The sequence below is a fragment of the Neobacillus oceani genome (assembly GCF_046237595.1).
GTDB lineage: Bacteria > Bacillota > Bacilli > Bacillales > Cytobacillaceae > Bacillus_D > Bacillus_D oceani.
The window spans coordinates 4,207,064-4,228,910 of sequence record NZ_CP143543.1; the positions used below are offsets into that span (position 1 = coordinate 4,207,064).

Sequence of the window (21,847 nt, forward strand, 5' to 3'; positions counted from 1 at the left end):
CACTTTGGTATCAAATTAACTATTGGTTTAGTTTCTCAACTGGAATCATGTAAAGATTTGCGAAATTCCGGTAATAGATATTCCCCCGGCCATCCTGCGTAATTTCGTATGCGCCGCTCTCTAGGAGGATTTTATAGGACATATCAGCTGGATTGATTCTGAAAAGCCTGCCTTCCATCGTTCCGTACACAAAGCCATCTTTCCCGGCAATAAGCCTGGCATTGCTGAATCTTCCGGAAATGGCATTTAACAGCTTAACAGACCTGAATTTATTCAGATTAGGATTATAGGAGAAAATCGTCCCGTCCGCAGCTCCCCAAATATCCCCGTCCGGACCCTTTATTAAGGACATGACCATTGTTGCTCGGACAGGAAGAAAAAAGAATTCCTTTTCTTACGGATTAGCAGGGTTAAAACGGAAAAACTTCGCACTGAATTGGTCACGCTGGTAATTCGAATGGATGGAAGTCCCGCCGTATATATATTGATCATCTTGAAGCAATGAGATGATGCTCTGGTTTGTTATATAGTCTTCATGTACCTTGTAGGTCCCAGTTGCCACATTATAATTGAGCAGCAGGCCGCCCTTAAGGGAATCCTGGGCATATGTCCCCGCAAACAAGTGCGTATTGTTGTAGCCAGCCATTGCGGTAATCCGTTCCTGCCTGTACTTATCAAGGGCAATCATCTCTCTTATAGATGATTGATCCCATAATTCATTTGGAGTAATTTCAATAAGTCTTGCTTTTGGGTAGGCACCCCCATATAGCTTCCCATTATGGCACTTTCTAGCTGGTTTACTCCACCAAGCTGGACTCCCTTTCTTTCTATTGTGTGCAAACTTGGTTAGACTGCCAATCAAAAATCCATTTACGTAAACATGTCGATTGGCCGGATCTGTAAATAAGGTATGGAGGTTAACCGGGGGTGAAGGCACTAATGCCTTTTTAACCATAACTACATTTGAAAAGATTTGTAGAGAAAATAATTCCCTTCATTATCTGTAAAGGATTATAAGCACGATTTTATTCGACGCCTCTCTTCAGCGTTTGAGTCAACCCACATTTTCTTTTGGCCAAGTACCAGAACAGCCTCTAAATCATCGAGTACTGCGCTTGGAAACTACACTGTTTTTCATTTAATCTTTTTACTGCACCGCAGGAATACTTGTATTCCCACTTTAAGGATGATGCCTAAATCATCAAACCGTGTGAGACCTTTAAAGAGCTTGAGCGAGAGATTAAGGATAATATGTTGCATTACAACCGCTACAGTATCAATGGGCATAAAAAGATGCCCCCGTACAGGACCAGGAAATATTTAAAAGACATATCATATTTGGACCGCTCTACAACATCAACGTCAGAAATGTCGTAAATGGTTTTAAGCATAATGAATTTAAACATAAGGATGGGATTGATTGCATTCCGGCCATTATCCAAACAATACTTCTCCAAGTTCCTCATAGACAAAGGAAAAATTAACAAGCTCATTGATTCTCCTTAATAATCCCTAAGTCCCTTGTTCGTCATCTCTAATCTGAGTGATTTTTATTTTTATACTTGTAATTCATCAGATGAAAATTCATTTTCATAAACGTGCCAATTTCATAAACTTCTTGTTTAAAAAGAATAAATAGTAATGTGACCAGAAATGAACCTCCTAGGAACAGTATGAGCTTATTACCAATAAAAACCACAAGACTTATCCAAAAAATTAGGAGACTTAACATTATAATTGTTTCCCATATTTTAATATTAAAGTAAAAATATTTAAGTCCAAAATAGGTCCGTAACAAATAAAATACAAAATAGGACAAACAGAGCGCCACTGCTGCGCCTATAGTTCCTAGGCGCGGAATAAACAATAAACATAACAAAATATTTAAAATTAATGAAACACTCGATATTATAATATGAATATAGGATTTCAAAACAAAGTTAACACCTTGGACAGTTGTTTCAGACATAGTGTATAGAACAGGCATTAAAGTTAAAAATGCAATAATTGATGAAGCTTCTCGATATTCTGATCCCAAAAACAAAACAATTATATCTTTAAACAAAACAACCAATATACAAACCATAATCATAGTAATTGTTATGATTTTAGAAATTTTACTAAAAAAATCCCGGTTTTCTGGATTTTTTTTGTAATTTTCAATGCTAACGGGTGCCCATATTACGGCAAAGGAACTTTGAATAATATTGAGAATAGCTATTAATTTAAATGCAGCTGTGTAAATCCCCAATTCTTCATTAGATACCCATTTATTTAATAGCAACTTATCCGTAGATTGAAATAAAATTGCCATAAACGAAGCTCCCAATAGGGGAATAGAATATTTAAGAAGTTCTTTATAACTTATTTTTCGTGTTTCGTTGTCATTGATTTTCCAAAAAGGACGAGATAGATATAAGGTTATTAATGAAAGGATTGAAAATGTGATAATTGTTCCAATAATTACAGCGTATCTGTCCGGTGAAAACAAAAATACAAGGGAAACAATAAACAATAAATCAAATATTTTTTGAAGTACTTGTATTAAAGAATATCGATACCCATATTGCATCATTCGCAAAATTAATACACTAAATTGGAAAATCATTAAAGTCAAAATATATAAAATTAATAGTATCGAAAAGGAACTGTCCGGAGAAATCAATCTAGAAAATTTACTATCAAAAAACACTAGAAAAACCGAAAGGATTAAAGTAATGGTTAAAGTTACAATAAGACATTTCTTTAATAAATCTATTTTCTTTGTTTCATAGAAGAATCGAACAAATGCTTGATCTAGACCTGCTAATGAGATAATACTTAGAAGACTCCCTACTGTAACAAATAGATTGGCTATACCATATTCAGCCGGGGGGATGAGCCTTGTAATAATGGGTATACTTATAACTCCAATAAATAAAGCTGCAATGTTTCCAATTGAGAAAGAAAACATTTTTTTTAGAAAATGCACAATTCATTATCCTTATCTGAATTTTTTTTAATTGATACGTCTGCAAGATTTGATATTCTTTGTTCAGGGATGCTAATTAATCGGTTTACAGTAGATTAAGTGAAAAAAGGTGCTTTTTTTGTTCTTTAGTAGTTATATGGATGCTTCTTATATGTTCATTATGTCTTAATACCGAGTTTCCGAACTTGGTCCATAATGGTATTTCCCATAAAATATCATTTGTTTCCTATAATCAGCAACAGATCATTGCCAGTATTGAATGGTTAGAAAAGAGATTCCTCGTTATAACTGGATCGTTTATAGAACCACCATTATTCCTAAGGAGTTTTATCTTTTTTTAATTTCCCTTTATAAATTCTTCTTTCTTTTTCTCATACAAGCTTATAACAAAATAAAGCAATGTAATAATAATCCACGTAGCTCTGATCCTAACAGCTCCACTTGAAGCAATACTAATTAGAGCAAATGCTGGAGGAAATGACATTATACAAAGAGTTAAAAATTCAGGTAATTTTTGCTTAAAGACTTTTAGTAATTGTATAAATATCATTAGGATTCCCCCAAAAATAATTAAACCGTACTCAGCCATTATCTCCAGGAAGAAATTATGTACATTTATTCCCAGCAAGTTTATGCTTTGCCCTGGGCCCATACCTAGTAAGTTTGAATTCACAAATCCCTCAATTGCAGCTTTCATAAGATTTAACCTTAATATGTCACTTTCTAAATTACCAGCTGAACTTATCTTAAATACCAATTCCTCTGACGAAAAGCTAGCAAGTAAAGTAATAATACTAATTATGAAAAATGATAAAATCATAGAAGTTACGACCTTAAAAGCTAACTTATTATTTTTATATATTTTGAACAATATATATAAAGAAATAAAACAGAGAACATATATCAGCATACCATATATTGGGGCTCTTGCATTTATGTTAATAAGCACCATTATTGATATTATTATTAAAGTAAACGTTATTAATCTATTCGCCTTTGTAATAGCGTAATTTAGAAGCAGAGATACAATGCCAAAACAAATAAATGTTGCTAAATCATTACCGTTAACAAATACACTTACTGGTTTATAATAATAAAACAAAAAGTCTTCAGGACTTAAATCTACAATATGATTACCTGTAGTGATTTCCCAAATAGCGATACTTAAGTGTATTACCAAAGCAACGATTAATCCTTTATTTATAAAAACTAAATCTTCAATACTATGAATATTTAACGCCAATATGATAACAATAAATATATTTACAATTAAAGATAAATAACTAGAAATTGCATAATCATTGTTTAAAATGAACGGCATCTGTAGTGTTGCATAGCCAAACCAGATGATAAAAAAATAGACATATTTTTTAATGTCACATGTTGAGAATCTGATTTTTTTATTTTTATTCTCAAATATAAAAAATAAAATAGTAATTATAGCAACTATCCAAGATAATTTTATTCCAAAAATATTAAAGGCTTCACCTAAACAACTCGTTATAACCAAAAAAAATAAGGCGTAGAGGGTACGGGTACGCTTTACAGATTCCTCACTAACATTACTCGCTTTATTATTTTCAGTAATCCCCTTTTTTTTTGTAAAACGTCCTTTCAGCATCGTTGAATACACCCTTCATAAATAACATTCAATTTGTTAGTTATTGATTTTTCTCCGTATTTCTTTATTGTTATGGCGCTAATTTCCTCTTTTTTATACTTATCATAATTTCCAACCATTTCTCTCATTGCTTCAGTTAATTGATTTTCATTATCTACATCAATTAATATACCGTTTTCTTGATTTATTATGCTATCGGCTCCTCCGTTTCGAGTACCTATAACTGGTTTACCACAAGCCAAAGCCTCAATATATACAACTCCAAAGGTTTCAAAAGCACTAGCTAGTACAAACGCATCACTATTTTGCATATGATACGCTACTTTTTCTCTAGGCAATACTCCAAGCAATGATATTTGATCCCTCATACCAAGACTATCAATCTGGTTTTTCAACTTAGTATACTGTTCCCCTTCTCCAATAATTTTTAATTTAATTTGACTGTTTCCTTTGAAAGCACTTGTAAAAGCAGATATAGTTGGTCCAAACCTCTTTCCAATATTTAGATTGCCAACGCTGCAAAATGTAAACTCATTATTTATTCTATTCCTATGTTTAAACTGAAATAGTGGAGAAACAATGTTGGGGATTACCTCTATATATTTTTTTGTACCTGTTAATTCGATAATACTTTGTTTCAGTCCCTCTCCAACACAAATAATGGCATTGGATAACTCTATACTTTTTTTAAAATAAGAGACTTCTATAGCAGACAGACTTTTATTAATAATACTGCTTGCATGTTCTGTGATCACAACTGGTATATTATGTTTCTTTCCTATCACACTAGCGCCGTATCCTGCCGGAATAAAAGAATGAGCATGTATTACGTCTACCTGTTCACCATCAGCTTGTATTTTTCGAAATAGTCTCTCTAATCGTCTTAAAAAATGATTAAACATTATTCTTTTTGTTCTTGTTATACCAAATGCAGGTGTTACATATGAATATACTAAAACACCCTCATCATAGTATTTTCTTAACTTATAGTTGTCAGAGTCAAAATATCCAGTTCTATCTTTATAGGTAGCATTCAAAATTATTACGTGATGTCCCGCTTTTTTTAAAGCTATTGCTTGTTCCCTAAAAAATGAACCTTTTATTGAATTGTTCTTACTTGAATACCAAGAGGGTATTATTAGGATATTCACAGGTTTAATTGGCCCCCTCAATTTTGTTTTTTAAAATTTAGCAATTATATTTTTAAAACTTCAACTGAAAAAAGGGAAATAATAAATTCCAAATTATCAACATATCAGATCGTACGTTTTAATCTAAGAAAATTAATACTTTTGGAGGTTAAATCTATTATATTCTTCAATTAATATATCTGTGATTTGATTTGATATATCTTCATAATTATAGTTTTGTTTAACATAGTTATAGGCATTTTCCCGCAGTTTTTCATATTCACCTTTATCCATTTCTATACACATTAATATTTTCTCTCTAAAATCATTAACATCATTAGCTTTAAAATTGTATCCATTATTAAATTTCAACCTTTCAATATTAATTGCATTATCCTCAGATAATACTGGTAATGCACAAGCTTGTGCATCATAAAAACTCAGACTACATTCTTTAGGAAAAACTGACAAATCTGCCGATTGATAAAATTTAGGCAGTTCGTTATATTTTTGTGTTGGAAAACGTAAAATTTTATTTTCAGATGACTGGAATATTTCTTCCATTTCATTTATATATTGTTCTGTTCCATTTGAATTTCCAACTATTATTAGAACTATATTTTTATTCTTCTTATTGATAAATTTCTTTTTAAATGCTTCTGCTAAAAATTTCCCACCTTTTGTTTCATCAAGTTTCCCTGTATACACCACAACAAAATCTTCTTCTGATATTGAATACTCTTTTCTAAAATCTTCTCTAACAGAATTATTTGGATAAAATAATAATGTATCGGATCCAAAAGATACAAATGGACATTGAGTTAACGGGATTCCCAAACATTTTTCAACATAATCATCATTTACTGTTCTAATAACTTTAATTTCATGCTTTTTTACTATTGGTGCTATCACTGATTTATAAAAAACTCTATAAATCTTTCTAAATGGATTAACCGAAGACATTTCTACCATATGATTATCCATAATAATAGGGTATTTTAATGTTTTCAATTTAAGTAAATATAGCATTCCGATGTAAGTATCATTACCATGTATATATAAAATATCTGGGGAAAGAGACTCAACTCTTTCAAATATACTTTTCCCAAATATAGCCCTTCCACTAATAAAGGCTTTAATTGGAAGTCTGATAATTTTAACTCCTGTTTGTTTTGTGAATTTCTGATCATATTCCTCAATATTTTCTTTACCAAAAAATTGAGTTAAGAAATTCGGCATTTTTTCCATTTCCGCTGTAATAATTGTCACGTCATGTCCTTGTTTTGACATAAATTTACTTAATATATTTAATTGATATCCTGCATTAGGATGAAAGTAATCCTCGATATGAACAATTTTCATTGTATCAGTCCTCGTATTGTAGTGGTAGAGCTCATTCTAGAAGAATTCCCCTATTTAGAATTCTCTGTTAAAAATCACAATAGTTGGTATAGCACCTAGAAAAAAATTTTTTTTAAAAGGAAAATCCTTTAATAATTCCCATGATAAATTTTAGAATATTTCTCACACATAACTAATTTTGAATAATTATTAAACCCATATTCTGCACATTCATTAATGGATTTAAAGTACGTATTATCTGCTAAGGCGGTAATTAGTTTACTTTCAAGCTGGTTTATATCCCCATATGGAACAAAAACTCCATATCCGTCTGGAGCAGTTTCTTTTGTACCCCCCTCATCAAAGCCAATTACTGGGGTTCCACAAGAAATTGCTTCAATACACGTAGTTGGGAAATTTTCCCTCTCACTACAAATAATAAAAACATCAGCCATTGAATAATACTCTGCAAGTTCATTTTGATTATTTGTTTTGCCTAGGGCTATAATATTCTCCCCGAAACTTTCACTAAGATCTTTGACACCTATTAATATGAACTTAATTTTTGTGTTCTTAATTTTTTCTGCTAATTCTAAAACCCAACGGCCGCCTTTACGAGAAGACATTAAATCAGGAGCTACTGCAAGAACTATCTTTTCATCTGTAATATTATGCTTTTTTTTAAGATGTTTATAAGTTCTAGGATAAAATACTTTCTCTGTATCAATTCCGTTATGTACAACGTGTACATCTTTGTCCTTTAAAAAGGATGCTTTTACTCTATCTGCTAACCATTTTGACGGTGTTACAATTGAAAGGTTATCAAATCCCTCAAACAGTTTTTTCTTTTCATTAAACATTTTCCTCGTAAAATCAAAATACATACTTGAAGGGTATTCTTTCAACCGCGGGCATTTCCCACATTCTGTCTTCCATTTATCACAATCGTATGCATACCCACATTTTCCTGTGTACATAAATTCACAATGAAAGGTCCATACAGTTTTAATATTTTTTTCTTTTAAGTAATTTATCACCGGTGCATAATTCACAAAATAAGCATGAAGTTCATGTATATGAACAACATCAGGCTTAAACTCTTCCATAAATCTGATTAACTTTTTCGTTGCAAAATAAGAATAATTTCCTGTAAGACCTGTTACTCTTGTAAGAAATGCATGAGCATATACTTCCAAATTGCTACTAAATTTATATACGCCAGGTTCATCTGCAATTGGGCCTCTACCGTAACAGACTGCTACAGTATGTCCCTTTCTATTAAGTGAGTCATACAAATCGTATACGATCTTTCCAGTACTGCTATTTTTAAAATTTACATCTATCAGTAATACTCTCACTAATTCTTCATCCCCTGCACTACGCATAATTATATTTATCATCCATAACCTTATTATCGAAAATTCCGTTTTTCCACTCCCAATTTTCTCGCTATTTTAATCGAAAGTTCAATCAACCCTAAAGAATTTTTATAATCTTTATAGGTCTTGTTTTCACCGTTAATTATTTCTTCGAATTCGGATTTGGAGATACCTAACTTACTTGCGATATATTCCTTATCTTCTTGCATAACCTCTTCGTCATAAGGTGACTCTGCCAGCTTTTGCAATGCTTCTTCCCTTGTCATTTGCCCAGTTAAAATTAAATTAGAAAAGTATGATTTTCTTTTGTCATATCCGAATTTCTTTGGTAAATAATATCCCTCATAAAACCTCGTAAAGATATTTTCATAATGCTTATTCTCATATTTTTGCCAGCCAAATTTGTCATACAATTCCTTTTCGGCTGCATCTTTATCATAATGAATAATATCTAAAGGAGCTACACGTTTCATTCCCTTAATGTAAGCATAGTTCAATCTATACTTAAACATGCCGCACATTGGAAGTGTCTTTAAATTAAGCGTTCCAAATTTATTGTGGATGTCTTTTATTAATGTTAAGTCGTTAAGATGTACCCATTCGATGGGCGGTCTAACAGCTTCGGTTGCAATATTAGATCCTGTTAAGACATATTTAATTCCATGCTTGACTGCATAATTGTATAACCCAGCAAATATTACATGATCTTGAGGAAGATCCTGATATGCAACTTGAGACTTAAAAAAAGCAAGCTGCAGATCTTTCATTTCCTCCCAATTAACCGTTTCCGTATACAAATCCAAATCCAATGCTTTAACAAGTCTCTCCATATTTTCTACAGCTACATCTAAATTCCATCCAGTGTCAACCGAATAGAGCAATGGTCTTAAACCCATTTTTTCTTTAGCGATGTAAGCCAGGTATGAACTATCAGTACCACCACTGAATCCAATGATACAATCATATTTTTTTCCTTTGCCTGCTTCACGAATCTCTTTTGAGATTCTTTCTAGTTCTGCATCATTAGTCCTATTTGGCTGCCAGTGCGGCAAGATGTCATTATAATAGCTATTACAATAATCACAAACACCTTTTTCATCAAAAACAATTTTACTATCAGTCGTATCCATCATACAGTTCGTACAAATTTGATATTCGCGCTTTTCCATTTTTCGCTCTCCTTACTTACTCCAGACCACCCTATTTATATAATCTGTATAAGACAGTATTATTCTTAGTACCTTATCAGAAACGTTTGGCATGCTATAATCAGAAACAGTTCTCAATGTATCAGATTCTTGCGTTTCTAATATCTCTAACCCTTGTAAAATTCTTTCGCTTTTCAACCCCGTCATCATAACCGATGCTTCTTCCATTGCTTCAGGTCTTTCATGGGCTTGTCTAATATTTAGAGCTTTAAAACCTAGAATTGAGGATTCCTCACTGATCGTACCACTATCACTAAGTACTGCTTTAGCTTTTATTTGAAGTTTCACATAATCGTTGAATCCTAATGGTTTCAAAGTCTTTACAAGTGGATTAAATTCGATGCCTTTAGCTTCAATCATTTTTTTTGTTCGTGGATGCGTACTTACAATTACTGGCATGTCGTACTTTTCCGCAATAGCATTTAAACTGCCAACTAAATCAAGGAAATTAGTTTCCGAACTTATATTTTCTTCCCTATGAGCTGATATAACGAAGAAATTTCCTTCTGTAAGTTGTAATCTTTCTAATACATTTGATTCTTCAATCGAATTTTTTCTGGAATTTAATACCTCAAACATTGGGCTGCCAGTCTTGATAATTCTATCAGCCGGAAGACCTTCTCTAAGTAAATATTCTCTAGCAATATCACTGTATGTTAAGTTGATATCCGCTATATGATCAACAATTTTTCTATTTGTTTCTTCTGGCACTCTTTGGTCAAAGCATCTATTTCCAGCTTCCATGTGAAAGATTGGAATTTGCTTTCTTTTTGCCGCAATAGCACATAAGCAGCTATTCGTATCTCCCAACACTAAAAAAGCATCTGGTTTTACCTCTTCAAGTATTGGATCAATTTTAATTAAAATATTCCCAACCGTTTCAATTGCAGATCCAGTAGCAGCATCAAGAAAATAATCGGGTTTTTTTAGATTGAAGTCATTAAAGAAAACTTCATTTAATTCGTAGTCATAGTTCTGCCCTGTATGGACAAGTGTATGATCTATTGCATTCGATGCTTCCAATTTATTTATAACAGCCGATAGCCTGATGATTTCCGGCCTGGTTCCCACAACTGTCATGACTTTTAGTTTTTTCATTACTATACCTCCACAAAATATGTGTCCGGTTTAGTTGGGTCAAAGCACTCATTCGCCCACATTACTGTTACCAAGTCACTTACTCCTATATTCACAATAGAGTGTGTATATCCAGTAGGAATATCAACAACTTGTAATTTTTCCCCACTAACTCTATATTCTATGATTTCATCGGAATCAATTTTTCTAAAGCGAATCAAACCTTCTCCACTAACAACTAGAAATTTTTCGTTTTTCGTATGATGCCAATGATTACCCTTTGTAATCCCGGGTTTTGATACATTGATAGACACTTGCCCTCTATCAGCAGTTCTTATAAATTCTGTAAAAGAGCCTCTATCATCACAATTCATTTTAAGATCATATGAAAATTGATTTTCGGGTAAAAAACTTAAGTAAGTACTATAAAGTTTTTTTGTAAGAGGATCCTGCATATTTGGAATGTATAAACTTGTTCTGCTTTCCTTGAACCCCATTATTAATTTTGCCAATTCTCCAAGCTTGATAGTATGTGTTATAGACACTATACAAAAATCGTCCTCTTGCATAGTAGGGTTTCCCTCAAGCGCGCTCATAAATTCTTCTAATACATCGTCTATATAACAAAGGGTTAGTTCTGCGTCTGGATTGCTTATTTGTATATCGATGCCTCTTGCTATATTATGACAAAAAGTAGCCACTACCGTATTGTAGTTCGGCCTACTCCACTTACCGAATAAGTTTGGCAATCGATATACATATACTTTATTATCCGTTTCATAAAAATAATTAAATAATAAATCCTCCACAGCTTTCTTACTTCTGCCATATGGATTATCCATTGTTGCTTGAATTGAAGAAGTTATCAGCACACGCGCTTTATTATTATGTTTTTTCAGCAGCTCTAGTAGATGAGTGGTAAAACCCAAATTACCCTTAATAAATTCATCTCCATTTTTCGGCCTGTTAACTCCAGCTAAATGGAAAACAAAATCACACTCTTTTGTATATGTTTCAAGGAGTAAAGGATCAGTTTCCCTAGTAAATTCAAATATATCGTTATAGCCCTTGTTTTTAAGCTCTGCGACAAGATTTTTCCCTACAAAACCATTTGAACCCGTTACAAGAATTTTCATGAAAAGTACCTCCTTTATTTCATTGCAGGAACCTTTTTATTCCATTGTTTTAATTCGTTTTGCACATAATCCAATTCTAGTAATTTTCCTTTAATTTGTTCTACGTTAAGTATTTGTGTATTATCCGAATTATACTCTTTTCCAGAGGAAAGCATATAATTTCCCTCAGCAAAATACTTATCATAGTTAAGATCTCGTTGATCAGCAGGCACCTTATAAAAACCAGGTAAATCCTCTGCTTTTACATATTCCTCTTTGGTAAGAAGCGTTTCGTATCTTTTTTCTCCATGACGAGTTCCTATAATTTTTATTTCATTTTTCGCATTAAACAATTCTTTTATAGCTTGAGCAAGGTCCCCGATAGTGCTGGCAGGTGATTTTTGCACCATAATATCCCCCGCTTGAGCATGCTTGAAAGCAAAAACTACTAACTCAACGGCCTCCTCAAGCGTCATGAGAAATCTTGTCATATTTGGATCTGTTACCGTAATAGGCTCGCCATTTTTTATTTGTTCTATAAATAATGGAATAACCGAACCGCGAGAGGCCATTACATTACCATATCGAGTTCCGCATATTAATGTCCTATCAGGATTAACAGTTTTCGATTTAGCTATAAATACTTTTTCCATCATTGCCTTCGAAATCCCCATAGCATTAATTGGGTAAGCCGCTTTATCTGTTGAAAGACAAATAACTTTTTTCACACCGTAATCAATGGCCGCTGTCAATACATTATCCGTACCAATTATATTTGTTTTTACAGCTTCAAGTGGGAAAAACTCGCATGAAGGAACTTGCTTTAACGCTGCTGCATGAAAAATATAATCAACCCCATGCATCGCATTTTTAATGCTCGCTAGATCCCTAACATCCCCAATATAAAATTTGAGTTTGTCATTTTTATAAAGCTTCCGCATATCATCTTGCTTCTTTTCATCACGAGAAAAAATTCTTATTTCAGTTATATCTGTTTTTAAAAATCTCTTCATTACTGCATGTCCAAAAGAACCGGTACCACCAGTAATGAGTAAAGTTTTATCTTTAAACATTCATTATCCCTCCAATTTAGTCAGGGCCTCTTCTAATAGTGACATGAATCTTTGTTTGCTAAAGTTTTTGCTATAAAATTCATTGGAGTTTTGAGCCATTGCTTCTTTCTCGTTACTATTGCAGAACTGTAATATTTTTTCAGCTAATTCAACATAATCTTCAGCAGAGCAACATAACCCGCACTCAGCCTCTTTAATTAATCGATTAGTCTCACCGTTTATTGCGCCAATTATCGGTTTACCGGCAGCCATATACGATTGCACTTTACCTGGCAGCGTGTAAGAAATAAATTTGTTATTTTTCAAGGTAACTAACATTGCATCCGCTAATCCATAAAAGTATGGCATTTCGCTTAAAGGCCTTCTTCCATAGAACACAATATTATTTAACTTAAGTTTCTTAGCAAGATCTTTACATTCTTCTAATCTAGATCCATCTCCCACTATATGAAACTTAATATTTGAATGTTCACGTAATTCATTTGCTGCTTTAACTAGTGTATCCACGCTCTGCATATCACCAATATTTCCAGCAAACACAAAATTATATTTACCATCATCAACAACCGAAATGGATTCAGTAAATATTTCTTCGGCATATTGCGGTATATGGTATATTCCACTCTTATTTACATTAAGAACATTTTTAAAATAGTCTTTAAACATGCCAGATGTGACCGCTATGGAATCTGCCGAAGAATAAATCCATTTTGATATATTCTTGAAAATTTTATAAATGAATGAATTTTCTTTTATGCCGCCAGCAGCTAAACTCTCCGGCCATAAATCCAGACAATAAAGTAAAATTTTTTTCTTATGCTTTTTCTTGTAAACAATGGCCGGTATGCCCATCATAACAGGCGAAAGCTGATTCACTAATATTACGTCATAATCTCCCTTTAAAAAAAGCGCCTTAAACGATCCCGATACAGCAAAGCTAAGATAGTTTAAAAAGAGCTTTACCTTATTACTTCCACGGCCTATTTCAAAACTTCGGATAACCTTCACACCATTTAAAACTTCATTCCTTTTCTTTCCATACCGATATCCATCAAGAACTTTTCCCTCTGGATAATTTGGAAGGCCAGTTAGCACTGTTACATCATGTCCCATTTGCACTAATGATTCACAGATGTCTGAGATGCGAAAAGGTTCCGGATAGTAATATTGGCAGACAACAAGAATCTTCATACTAATTTGGCCTCCAGCTTCTATTTAACCTTTGTTAGATACTCTTTGATTTCAAGCTTTAATCCTTCAGAAAGCGGCATCGGCTTATAAGCAAAGTCCTTCGCGGCTTTTTCATGCGCGAAACTTCTATCTTCTCCCATCCTCTGAACCTTCTCTATATAATCAATCTTTCCGAACGAACATGCTTTTAGAAGCCTTGCCAAAATAACTCCTATTTCCAATGGTACACTGATAAAAGTAGTCTTCTTATCTAAAATGCGGCTAATCAGCCTAAATAAATCCTTCATTGAAATTGGCTTTTCACCAGATAAAATATAATCACCATTTAAAATATCTGGCTTCATTAACACTTGATAATATGCCTTACCTAAATCTTTTCCATTAACTGGTTGAATTAAGTTTCTTCCATGATTTATGATTGGAAACAACCTTAACTTATCAACCATTTTTATAAAAACAACCATATTTCTATCATTGATGTTTCCATAAATCATAGTAGGTCTTAAAACGATGACTCCTATATTTGAATTGTTTTCTTGTTTGATTCTTTCAATGTTTTGTTCTATATCCTTATATTCTTCTGAAGCACTTTTATATTTGGAATAAATACCAGTTGTATGGACAAGAATTACTCTCTTAACACCGTTTTTAATAGCTGCTTTCATAAGAGTTACTGAATAAAATATGGAAGCTATATGCACAACAGTGTCAATTCCATACAAAGCTTTATTCATAAACTTTTGATCGTCTAAATTTCCTATTATTTTTTCGATGTTTAAACCAGAACTATCTATCATTGATGTATCAGAATTTTCGCGGACAACACAACGAATTGGGCCATCATATTGGTTTTTAATTAGCTCTTTTAAAAAATATCTTCCACTGTGCCCCGTGATTCCTGTAACCAATATCATTTTTCTCCACCTCTATAACTTCCCTGTTGAACCAGGCATTTTAGTACTTGCAACTTCCTTTAATGCGCTAGTTCCACCTTCGACAACCCCGTCACTCTTAATAACACTTCCTATAGTTCCAAAAAAACATTTGATATCCATCCACAGGCCAAATTGTTGAACGTAGTCTCCATCCAACTTTGCCTTGACATCGATAGGCAGCTCATCTCGTCCATTAATCTGTGCCCAACCGGTCAATCCAGGTAGCACATTATTAGCATTGTATTTATCTCTTTCAGCAATCAAATCATACTGATTCCACAATGCCGGACGTGGTCCAATAATACTCATTTGTCCAATAAATATATTCCAAATTTGCGGTAACTCATCAAGGGATGTCTTTCTTAGAAACTTGCCAGTTTTTGTAATATACTGGTCAGGGTTATCCAATAAGTGAGTAGGAACGTCCTTTGGCGTATCGATTCTCATAGTACGGAATTTTAATATATTAAAATGGCTTTTATTTATTCCAACTCGTTTTTGCATAAAAAGTACTGGACCCTTTGATTCCATTTTTATAGCTATTACTATAATCAAAAAAATCGGTAATAAAAGGATTAGTGCTACGAGGGATAGGGTAATATCAATAAGTCTTTTTATTTTCGGATACATGTCTGTAACACTCCCAAATAAGCTAATGAGCAAATCAGAATGATATTGAATTCGTTCTCTTTCCAAACAACCGTTTAACCCACAAAATTTAGCCCATAAAACTGAACAATTTGCAGAATGGATTAAGTTTAGAAAAACTGCTAGATTACCATTCTAGTTTCCAATGTTCTTTTAAAATAACAAATTTAAATACAAAAAAATTACCCCTACCTAAAATCACACTAAAGTAGGAGCAATTGGTTAATTTCCGAGGTTAAACCCAATTAGATTACTTCACCAAGCTAAGAGTTATATTCTTTTTACGGTTGGCCAAATTAACCACAAATTTCTTCATATCATCATTTGAAAAATTCTCAAATCTCTCAAGAAGGTACTCAATTTCCTCTTCCTGTTCAAGCACCGCTTTCCCGATAAAAATCTTTGGATAAATTGGTACAGGGTGGACTTCTTTCTCATTAAGAAGTTCCTCAAACATTTTCTCACCGGGACGTATTCCTGAGAATTTAATTCCGATTTCTTCTATTGTATAACCCGACAGTTTGATAAGGTTTTTGGCTAGGTCTACAATCTTAACCGGTTCACCCATATCCAAAACAAATATTTCCCCTCCCTTGGCTAGGGCACCGGCCTGAACAACCAATCGTGAAGCTTCCGGGATTGTCATAAAGTAGCGGGTCATGTCTGGGTGAGTAACGGTAACCGGACCGCCCGCCTGGATTTGCTTTTTAAATAATGGAATGACGCTGCCACGGCTGCCAAGGACGTTTCCGAAACGGACTGCGACAAACTTTGTTTCGCTTTCCTGGTCAAGCTTCTGAATGATCATTTCCGCAATTCGTTTAGTAGACCCCATAACATTCGTCGGGTTGACCGCTTTGTCTGACGAAATAAGGACGAAGATTTTTACACCAAATGTTTCTGCAGCTTCTGCAACGTTTTTTGTGCCAAACACATTGTTTTTGACCGCTTCCCTTGCATTGTATTCCATTAAAGGCACATGTTTATGGGCAGCCGCATGATAAACAACGTCAGGCAGATGTTCTTCCATTACCTCAAACATCCGGTTCCGGTCTTTTATATCCCCTATTACCGGAATGATTTCAATCTTATCTCCGTACAATCTTCGCAATTCCATATCAATAAGATAAATGCTGTTCTCCCCGTGGCCAAGGAGAACAATTTTTGAAGGAGAAAAGCTGCAAATCTGGCGGCAGATTTCCGAACCGATTGAGCCGCCCGCACCTGTTACAAGTACAGTTTTACCGGATATTTTACCAGAGATTCTTTTCATATCCAGCTTTACTGGTTCCCGTCCAAGCAAATCCTCCACCTCAACGTCCCGTACATGAGTGACTGATATTTTCCCAGTCATGAGATCCTCAAGCTTAGGAAGGATTTGCGTTTTTGCTTTTGTTTTAGAGCATTCTGTAAAAATACGGTTTAGCGCAGCTTTATTCAAAGAAGGAATTGCAATGATAATATTGTCAATTCCCAAATTTTCAACAGCTTGCTGTATTGAGTCAATTCCACCAATCACCGGAATATCCAGGAAATGAAGTTTTTGCTTCCTAGCATCATCATCAATGAAAGCAACTGGAAACAATTCCGCATCAGGACTTTTAACGAGCTGTCTCACAACCATGCGTCCAGCTGACCCCGCTCCGATTATTAAAGCTTTTTTCTTCGCTTTATTCTTGTACAAATAAGAATCACGAATTGTCCGCCAAAAAAAACGCGATCCACCAATAGCCAGAATATATGTCATCCACGTACTAATAAGTGCCCGAAAGTAGAAACCATCATTGACCAAATGCTCTGTCATCGCAGTCACAATTACAGATAACGTTACAGCTTTTACTATTGCAAACAATTCAGCAGTACTCGCATATTCCCATGCCTTTTTATACAGCCCATAATAAAAAGAAAAAATATGGTGGCTTATAAGCATCGTTATTGCGCTAACGGAAATTGTACCGAAAGATGTGATTCCCAAAGATGGGTGGAGCATAATGTAGCTGATATACACCGCAGAAAGGACCAAGACCGAATCGATAAAGATAAGCAGGGCCAGGCGGGATTTGTAATTCACTTATTCATTTCCCCTTTAACTCTAAAATGCTAACAATATTATCCAATATAAATACCTAATGAAAAAATAGAATTGTAAATTACTGTTCTTTCATTAGGTATCTATCTATAAAAATGGGCATCTAACCCACCCTCACACCATGCAACCGACGACCGGCGTCTAAGGAGGATGAACTCCCACTGCATAGCCGAGTACCTACATGGATAACGGACAGGAGGCATCTCCGTTTGGCATTTGCCAAAAATCATGTTCATCATAGGTGGTGAATTAAAAAATGCCAAATATCCTTTTTGCTTGATTGGCTCTGGACTTCTTTGTATATATTTTTCACAAGCAAAAGCTACTTGGCATTTTTTTGGAGAGCTAAAGAAAGTTCCTTCCTTTACTGACCTCTACCACCTCATGCTACATCCAAATTGAACCCACGAGAATGAATATTGTTAGCATCAATACCGAACAGAATATGATATTGAATGCAATAAACAGCCCTTGTTCCCACTTCCATAATTTCACAAGTAATCCATATTTACATTTTAACCTCTACTATCACTCTAGTAAAGGAAGATACCAAAGATACCAATTTGTACCATAATGGCTGTATTGCTTTTCTGATGGATTATCCTGTAATTCAACCATTCCTAGTATGTTTATTTTCGCAGCTTGAAAAACTCCTTTGTTTTAACCGCCTTATGTTTACCTATTTTCACCTTAACGACTAAAATGGTTCTATAACATTGGTTCAAATAGTTTGCATCCGTCATGGAAAGAACCGGCGGAGTGTTGAATCCTTCCCTGTATGTGAATGTTACGGCCAAATTAGAGATAGTCTTTGATTACCCTTCTCTTTACACGGAGGAGGAAATCTCTATGCATGAATTTAATAGCAACAGCGGAAAAAATGAGGGTCAGTGAAGAAGCTTCATATTATTGGCGTTAAATCAAAATAGCTCACAAGCACGCTAATAAAGGTTATCGCAGCCGTGATGCCAAAAATCATCCCTATCCGTTTTTTATTCGTCTCAAGCAATTCTTTCAAACCAATTGTTTTGTATCTTGCTCTCCCAGCTAGGTACTTTTTTGTAAAATTTATCATCAATTGTCATAGTTTAAGATAAATTGGAATATTTTTTAATTCCACTCTATGTTAATTTAACAATTTTTTCAGGAAAAAGAAAGATGTTTTTAAATTTTATAAAACATAGTCCCAACTTTGACACACTTGAACACCTAATAAACCCTTGTCCTGCCTTAGTTCGGGGAAAACAATATCTTCCCAACGATTTAACTGATTAATAGAGCTGACGAGTCTTTTAACGATTACATCACGATTAAACTTAAGAATTAAGGAATTTACCTATTCATTACACTAAATTCACTTTACTAATTACGTTAAAATAAGAAAAAACATCGGTAATGTCCGATGCTTGGTAATTCTATGTTCATTATTCTATTGAAGGATGTAATTTCTCAACCGGAATCATGTAAAGATTCGCGAGGTTCCGGTAATAGATATTCCCTATTCCATCCTGTGCAATTTCATAAGCACCGCTTTCAAGCATGATGGTATACGACATGTCAGTGGGATTGATTCTGAAGATCCTACCTTCCATCGTTCCGTACACAAAGCCATCCTTCCCGGCAATGAGCCTCGCATTGCTGAACCTTCCGGAAATGGCATTTAACAGCTTAACAGACCTGAATTTATTCAGATTAGGATTATAGGCGAAAATCGTCCCATCCGCAGCTCCCCAAATATCCCCGTCGGGCCCCTTTATTAAGGACATGATCATTGTAGCCCGGACAGGAAGAAAAAAGAATTCCTTTTCTTCCGGATTAGCGGGGTTAAAACGGAAAAACTTCGCACTGAATTGGTCACGCTGGTAATTCGAATGAATGGAAGTCCCGCCATATATATATTGGTCATCTTGAAGCAATGAGATGATGCTCTGGTTTGTTATATAGTCTTCATATACCTTGTAGTCCCCGATTGCTACATTATAGTTGAGCAGCAGGCCGCCCTTGAGGGAATCCTGGGCATATGTCCCAGCAAACAAGTGGGTATTGTTGTAGCCCGCCATTGCGGTAATCCGCTCCTGCCTGTACTTATCAAGGGAAATCAGCTCCTTTATGGATGACTGATCCCATAGCTCATTTGGAGTTATTTCTATAAGTCTTGCTTTTGGATAGGCGCCCCCATATAGCTTCCCATTCATAACAATGCCACTTTCGAGCTGGTTTACTCCACCAAGCTGGACTCCCTTTCTTTCTAATGAGTCAAACTTCGTTAGGCCGCCAGTCATAAATCCATTAACGTAAACATATCTATTGTCAGGATCTGTCAATAAGGTGTGGAGGTTAACCGGGTGTGAAGGCAAAATTGCTTTTTTAACAGTAACTACGTTTGAAAAAGGATTGTAGAGAAAATAATTCCCTTCATTATCAATTAATCCTGTTAGAATGTTTCGTGACGGATTACTTTTTAATTGAACAAAATCAAGGGACAAAGCTGTCCGTTTTCTTGGAAGCCTTGCATTTGTGTTACGAATCGTCCCAGTTCCAAGATAATACGCATAGAAATTACCATCATACGTATAATAAAATTCATTTTTTTCATACTCTATTGGAGAGAATCCCCGGGAATCAGCCACAAATTCCTGTAAAAAGGCTCCTTTTGAAAGGCTGTATAGATTAGCTTTTTTGGAAGGAAAAAATTTAATCGCAATAAGATCATCATCGATTCGTTTCATTTTTTCCGCATAGGACTCTGACTTATAAACTTCTGTAAGAAGCGGAGTTTTGTTATCTAACCTAACATCCCATCTAAAGATGTCAGCCAAAGGCCCTATACTTACATAAAGAGAACTGTCATCCGCTTCAGCCAAGATTGATTTGGCGAATTGTTTGCCAAACGAAGCCGATCGAATAAATTCCCGCTGTCCAGTAAATTTGTTGAAAGCAAAAACAGAAGCCCCGTACGCTGTAGAGCCATATACATATTGATGTGTAACAGCCAAATCTTGAATCGTGGTTTCCGCTGTACCAACTAGCATATCTCCATGGTCTTTAAACTCATGAATATTTGGGTCATAACTATAAAGATGTCCATTGCTGGTCCCCCCTACCCAGACAATTCCGTTTTGATCAACTTCAATTGCCCAGGCACTGGTTGAATTCCCTAGTGAGAAAATACTTTTAGTTTCATTCGTATTCACATCAACCACCGCCAAGGATGAAGGGGTTCCATGAAGGATGATATACAAATAAGCATTCCCGCTTTTATCCATTCCCGCCCTTGATGCAAGTGTGCTAAGGTTGGATACTTGCGTGCCAAGGTCAAAAGGTTCCAATTTTGGCTTTTCAGGAATGACCACAACTGGAGGAGGAGTGCCTTCGTTTCCTGGAGGAGTAGGCGGAGGTGGAGCAGGAGTTTCTGGTTTCGGATTGGCGCATCTTACAGCATTCAACTTTTGCTTCGACGGCGTCCTATAATCTATACGTTCATCCCGCTTAACAAAATAGCCTCCGCCAACCCCAAGATACTCGGCTCTAAAATTATAAATCCTATAAGTGCTTCCCTTTTTTAAAATCTTATCGATTACTAGCTCACCGTCTACCAATTTATAAAGCGGGGTATCTTGTAAAATTAATAGCTTACCAATTTGTCCCGGCTTCAATTCCACACCATCCCAGTAGATTTTTTGGCCTATTTTAATTCCTGTACAATCGATTTGCGAAGCATTAGCATGATTTATTGGAAATATATTAATAATCATTATACAAACTACTAAAAAAAGAAAAAAACGTTTCATTTTAAGTAAATCACTCCTATTATCGTTTAAACCCACTAATACCCAGCCAAAACACACTTTTTCATTATACCAACAATTTGTAAATAATGAGTAATTTTAACGATAAATGGTTATTTGGGACTATAAAAAAAAGAGCATTTTTTTGTGAATGCTCTCTTTCTTGATCTGCATTTTATTTTAAGTTGTCTAGAAGATTAATTTTTTTCAATACATCTGCGATATTTTTGTTGGAAAAACTATCTTCATAAGGGTCTATCCATTGAATGTTACCAAATGAA

At 34.6% G+C, this 21,847-nt stretch carries 16 protein-coding genes and 1 pseudogene; all 17 read right to left on the reverse strand.

The window, feature by feature from the left end:
• Nucleotides 1-19 precede the first annotated feature (19 nt).
• Nucleotides 20-352 (reverse strand): hypothetical protein, encoded by a 333-nt coding sequence (locus V1499_RS21225; RefSeq protein ID WP_409272361.1) that lies wholly within the window; start codon nt 350-352, stop codon nt 20-22.
• A gap of 42 nt (nt 353-394) precedes the next feature.
• Complete coding sequence (locus tag V1499_RS21230) at nt 395-688, reverse strand: hypothetical protein (RefSeq protein WP_409272362.1); 294 nt, start codon at nt 686-688, stop codon at nt 395-397.
• A gap of 622 nt (nt 689-1,310) precedes the next feature.
• Nucleotides 1,311-1,497 (reverse strand): annotated as a pseudogene (locus V1499_RS21235) (transposase); the annotation flags it as partial.
• A gap of 37 nt (nt 1,498-1,534) precedes the next feature.
• Entirely contained in the window at nt 1,535-2,971 is a 1,437-nt protein-coding gene (locus V1499_RS21240) for a lipopolysaccharide biosynthesis protein (protein WP_409272364.1), read from the reverse strand.
• Between the two features lie 337 nt (nt 2,972-3,308).
• Nucleotides 3,309-4,592, reverse strand: a complete 1,284-nt coding sequence (locus tag V1499_RS21245; RefSeq protein WP_409272366.1) for an O-antigen ligase family protein — start codon at nt 4,590-4,592, stop codon at nt 3,309-3,311.
• A complete protein-coding gene (locus V1499_RS21250; RefSeq protein ID WP_409272367.1) occupies nt 4,586-5,743 on the reverse strand; it encodes a glycosyltransferase in 1,158 nt (385 codons plus the stop codon). The genes V1499_RS21245 and V1499_RS21250 overlap by 7 nt, the downstream gene beginning before the upstream one ends.
• Before the next feature lie 132 nt (nt 5,744-5,875).
• Nucleotides 5,876-7,084: a glycosyltransferase gene (locus V1499_RS21255; RefSeq protein ID WP_409272368.1), complete on the reverse strand. Its 1,209-nt coding sequence runs from the start codon at nt 7,082-7,084 to the stop codon at nt 5,876-5,878.
• Nucleotides 7,085-7,212: 128 nt separating this feature from the next.
• Nucleotides 7,213-8,463, reverse strand: coding sequence for a glycosyltransferase (locus tag V1499_RS21260; RefSeq protein WP_409272370.1), 1,251 nt, complete (start codon nt 8,461-8,463; stop codon nt 7,213-7,215).
• An 11-nt stretch (nt 8,464-8,474) separates the two neighbouring features.
• Nucleotides 8,475-9,611, reverse strand: a complete 1,137-nt coding sequence (locus V1499_RS21265) for an N-acetyl sugar amidotransferase (protein ID WP_409272372.1) — start codon at nt 9,609-9,611, stop codon at nt 8,475-8,477.
• Nucleotides 9,612-9,623: 12 nt separating this feature from the next.
• Nucleotides 9,624-10,748 carry a non-hydrolyzing UDP-N-acetylglucosamine 2-epimerase gene (gene wecB, locus V1499_RS21270; protein WP_409272373.1) on the reverse strand — a complete coding sequence of 375 codons (1,125 nt, stop codon included), beginning with the start codon at nt 10,746-10,748 and terminating at the stop codon, nt 9,624-9,626.
• 2 nt (nt 10,749-10,750) lie between these two features.
• Nucleotides 10,751-11,863: a capsular polysaccharide biosynthesis protein CapF gene (locus tag V1499_RS21275; protein ID WP_409272375.1), complete on the reverse strand. Its 1,113-nt coding sequence runs from the start codon at nt 11,861-11,863 to the stop codon at nt 10,751-10,753.
• A 14-nt stretch (nt 11,864-11,877) separates the two neighbouring features.
• The gene (locus V1499_RS21280; RefSeq protein WP_409272376.1) at nt 11,878-12,915 is read right to left on the reverse strand and encodes a polysaccharide biosynthesis protein; all 1,038 of its coding nucleotides are present in this window, start codon (nt 12,913-12,915) and stop codon (nt 11,878-11,880) included.
• A 3-nt stretch (nt 12,916-12,918) separates the two neighbouring features.
• Nucleotides 12,919-14,106: a glycosyltransferase family 4 protein gene (locus tag V1499_RS21285; protein ID WP_409272378.1), complete on the reverse strand. Its 1,188-nt coding sequence runs from the start codon at nt 14,104-14,106 to the stop codon at nt 12,919-12,921.
• A gap of 20 nt (nt 14,107-14,126) precedes the next feature.
• Nucleotides 14,127-15,020 (reverse strand): NAD-dependent epimerase/dehydratase family protein, encoded by an 894-nt coding sequence (locus tag V1499_RS21290; protein WP_409272380.1) that lies wholly within the window; start codon nt 15,018-15,020, stop codon nt 14,127-14,129.
• A 12-nt stretch (nt 15,021-15,032) separates the two neighbouring features.
• Nucleotides 15,033-15,671: a sugar transferase gene (locus tag V1499_RS21295; RefSeq protein ID WP_409272382.1), complete on the reverse strand. Its 639-nt coding sequence runs from the start codon at nt 15,669-15,671 to the stop codon at nt 15,033-15,035.
• Nucleotides 15,672-15,939: 268 nt separating this feature from the next.
• The gene (locus tag V1499_RS21300) at nt 15,940-17,760 is read right to left on the reverse strand and encodes a polysaccharide biosynthesis protein (protein WP_409272384.1); all 1,821 of its coding nucleotides are present in this window, start codon (nt 17,758-17,760) and stop codon (nt 15,940-15,942) included.
• Between the two features lie 1,442 nt (nt 17,761-19,202).
• Nucleotides 19,203-21,434 (reverse strand): hypothetical protein, encoded by a 2,232-nt coding sequence (locus V1499_RS21305; protein WP_409272386.1) that lies wholly within the window; start codon nt 21,432-21,434, stop codon nt 19,203-19,205.
• Nucleotides 21,435-21,847: the final 413 nt, after the last annotated feature.

What these genes read in the sequence shown, in the direction of transcription:
- V1499_RS21225 (WP_409272361.1), bottom strand. Translation starts at nt 352, where the DNA reads ATGTCCTTAATAAAGGGTCCGGACGGGGATATTTGGGGAGCTGCGGAC.
- V1499_RS21230 (WP_409272362.1), bottom strand. Translation starts at nt 688, where the DNA reads ATGATTGCCCTTGATAAGTACAGGCAGGAACGGATTACCGCAATGGCT.
- V1499_RS21245 (WP_409272366.1), bottom strand. Translation starts at nt 4,592, where the DNA reads ATGCTGAAAGGACGTTTTACAAAAAAAAAGGGGATTACTGAAAATAAT.
- V1499_RS21255 (WP_409272368.1), bottom strand. Translation starts at nt 7,084, where the DNA reads ATGAAAATTGTTCATATCGAGGATTACTTTCATCCTAATGCAGGATAT.
- V1499_RS21260 (WP_409272370.1), bottom strand. Translation starts at nt 8,463, where the DNA reads ATGATAAATATAATTATGCGTAGTGCAGGGGATGAAGAATTAGTGAGA.
- V1499_RS21265 (WP_409272372.1), bottom strand. Translation starts at nt 9,611, where the DNA reads ATGGAAAAGCGCGAATATCAAATTTGTACGAACTGTATGATGGATACG.
- wecB (WP_409272373.1), bottom strand. Translation starts at nt 10,748, where the DNA reads ATGAAAAAACTAAAAGTCATGACAGTTGTGGGAACCAGGCCGGAAATC.
- V1499_RS21275 (WP_409272375.1), bottom strand. Translation starts at nt 11,863, where the DNA reads ATGAAAATTCTTGTAACGGGTTCAAATGGTTTTGTAGGGAAAAATCTT.
- V1499_RS21280 (WP_409272376.1), bottom strand. Translation starts at nt 12,915, where the DNA reads ATGTTTAAAGATAAAACTTTACTCATTACTGGTGGTACCGGTTCTTTT.
- V1499_RS21285 (WP_409272378.1), bottom strand. Translation starts at nt 14,106, where the DNA reads ATGAAGATTCTTGTTGTCTGCCAATATTACTATCCGGAACCTTTTCGC.
- V1499_RS21290 (WP_409272380.1), bottom strand. Translation starts at nt 15,020, where the DNA reads ATGATATTGGTTACAGGAATCACGGGGCACAGTGGAAGATATTTTTTA.
- V1499_RS21295 (WP_409272382.1), bottom strand. Translation starts at nt 15,671, where the DNA reads ATGTATCCGAAAATAAAAAGACTTATTGATATTACCCTATCCCTCGTA.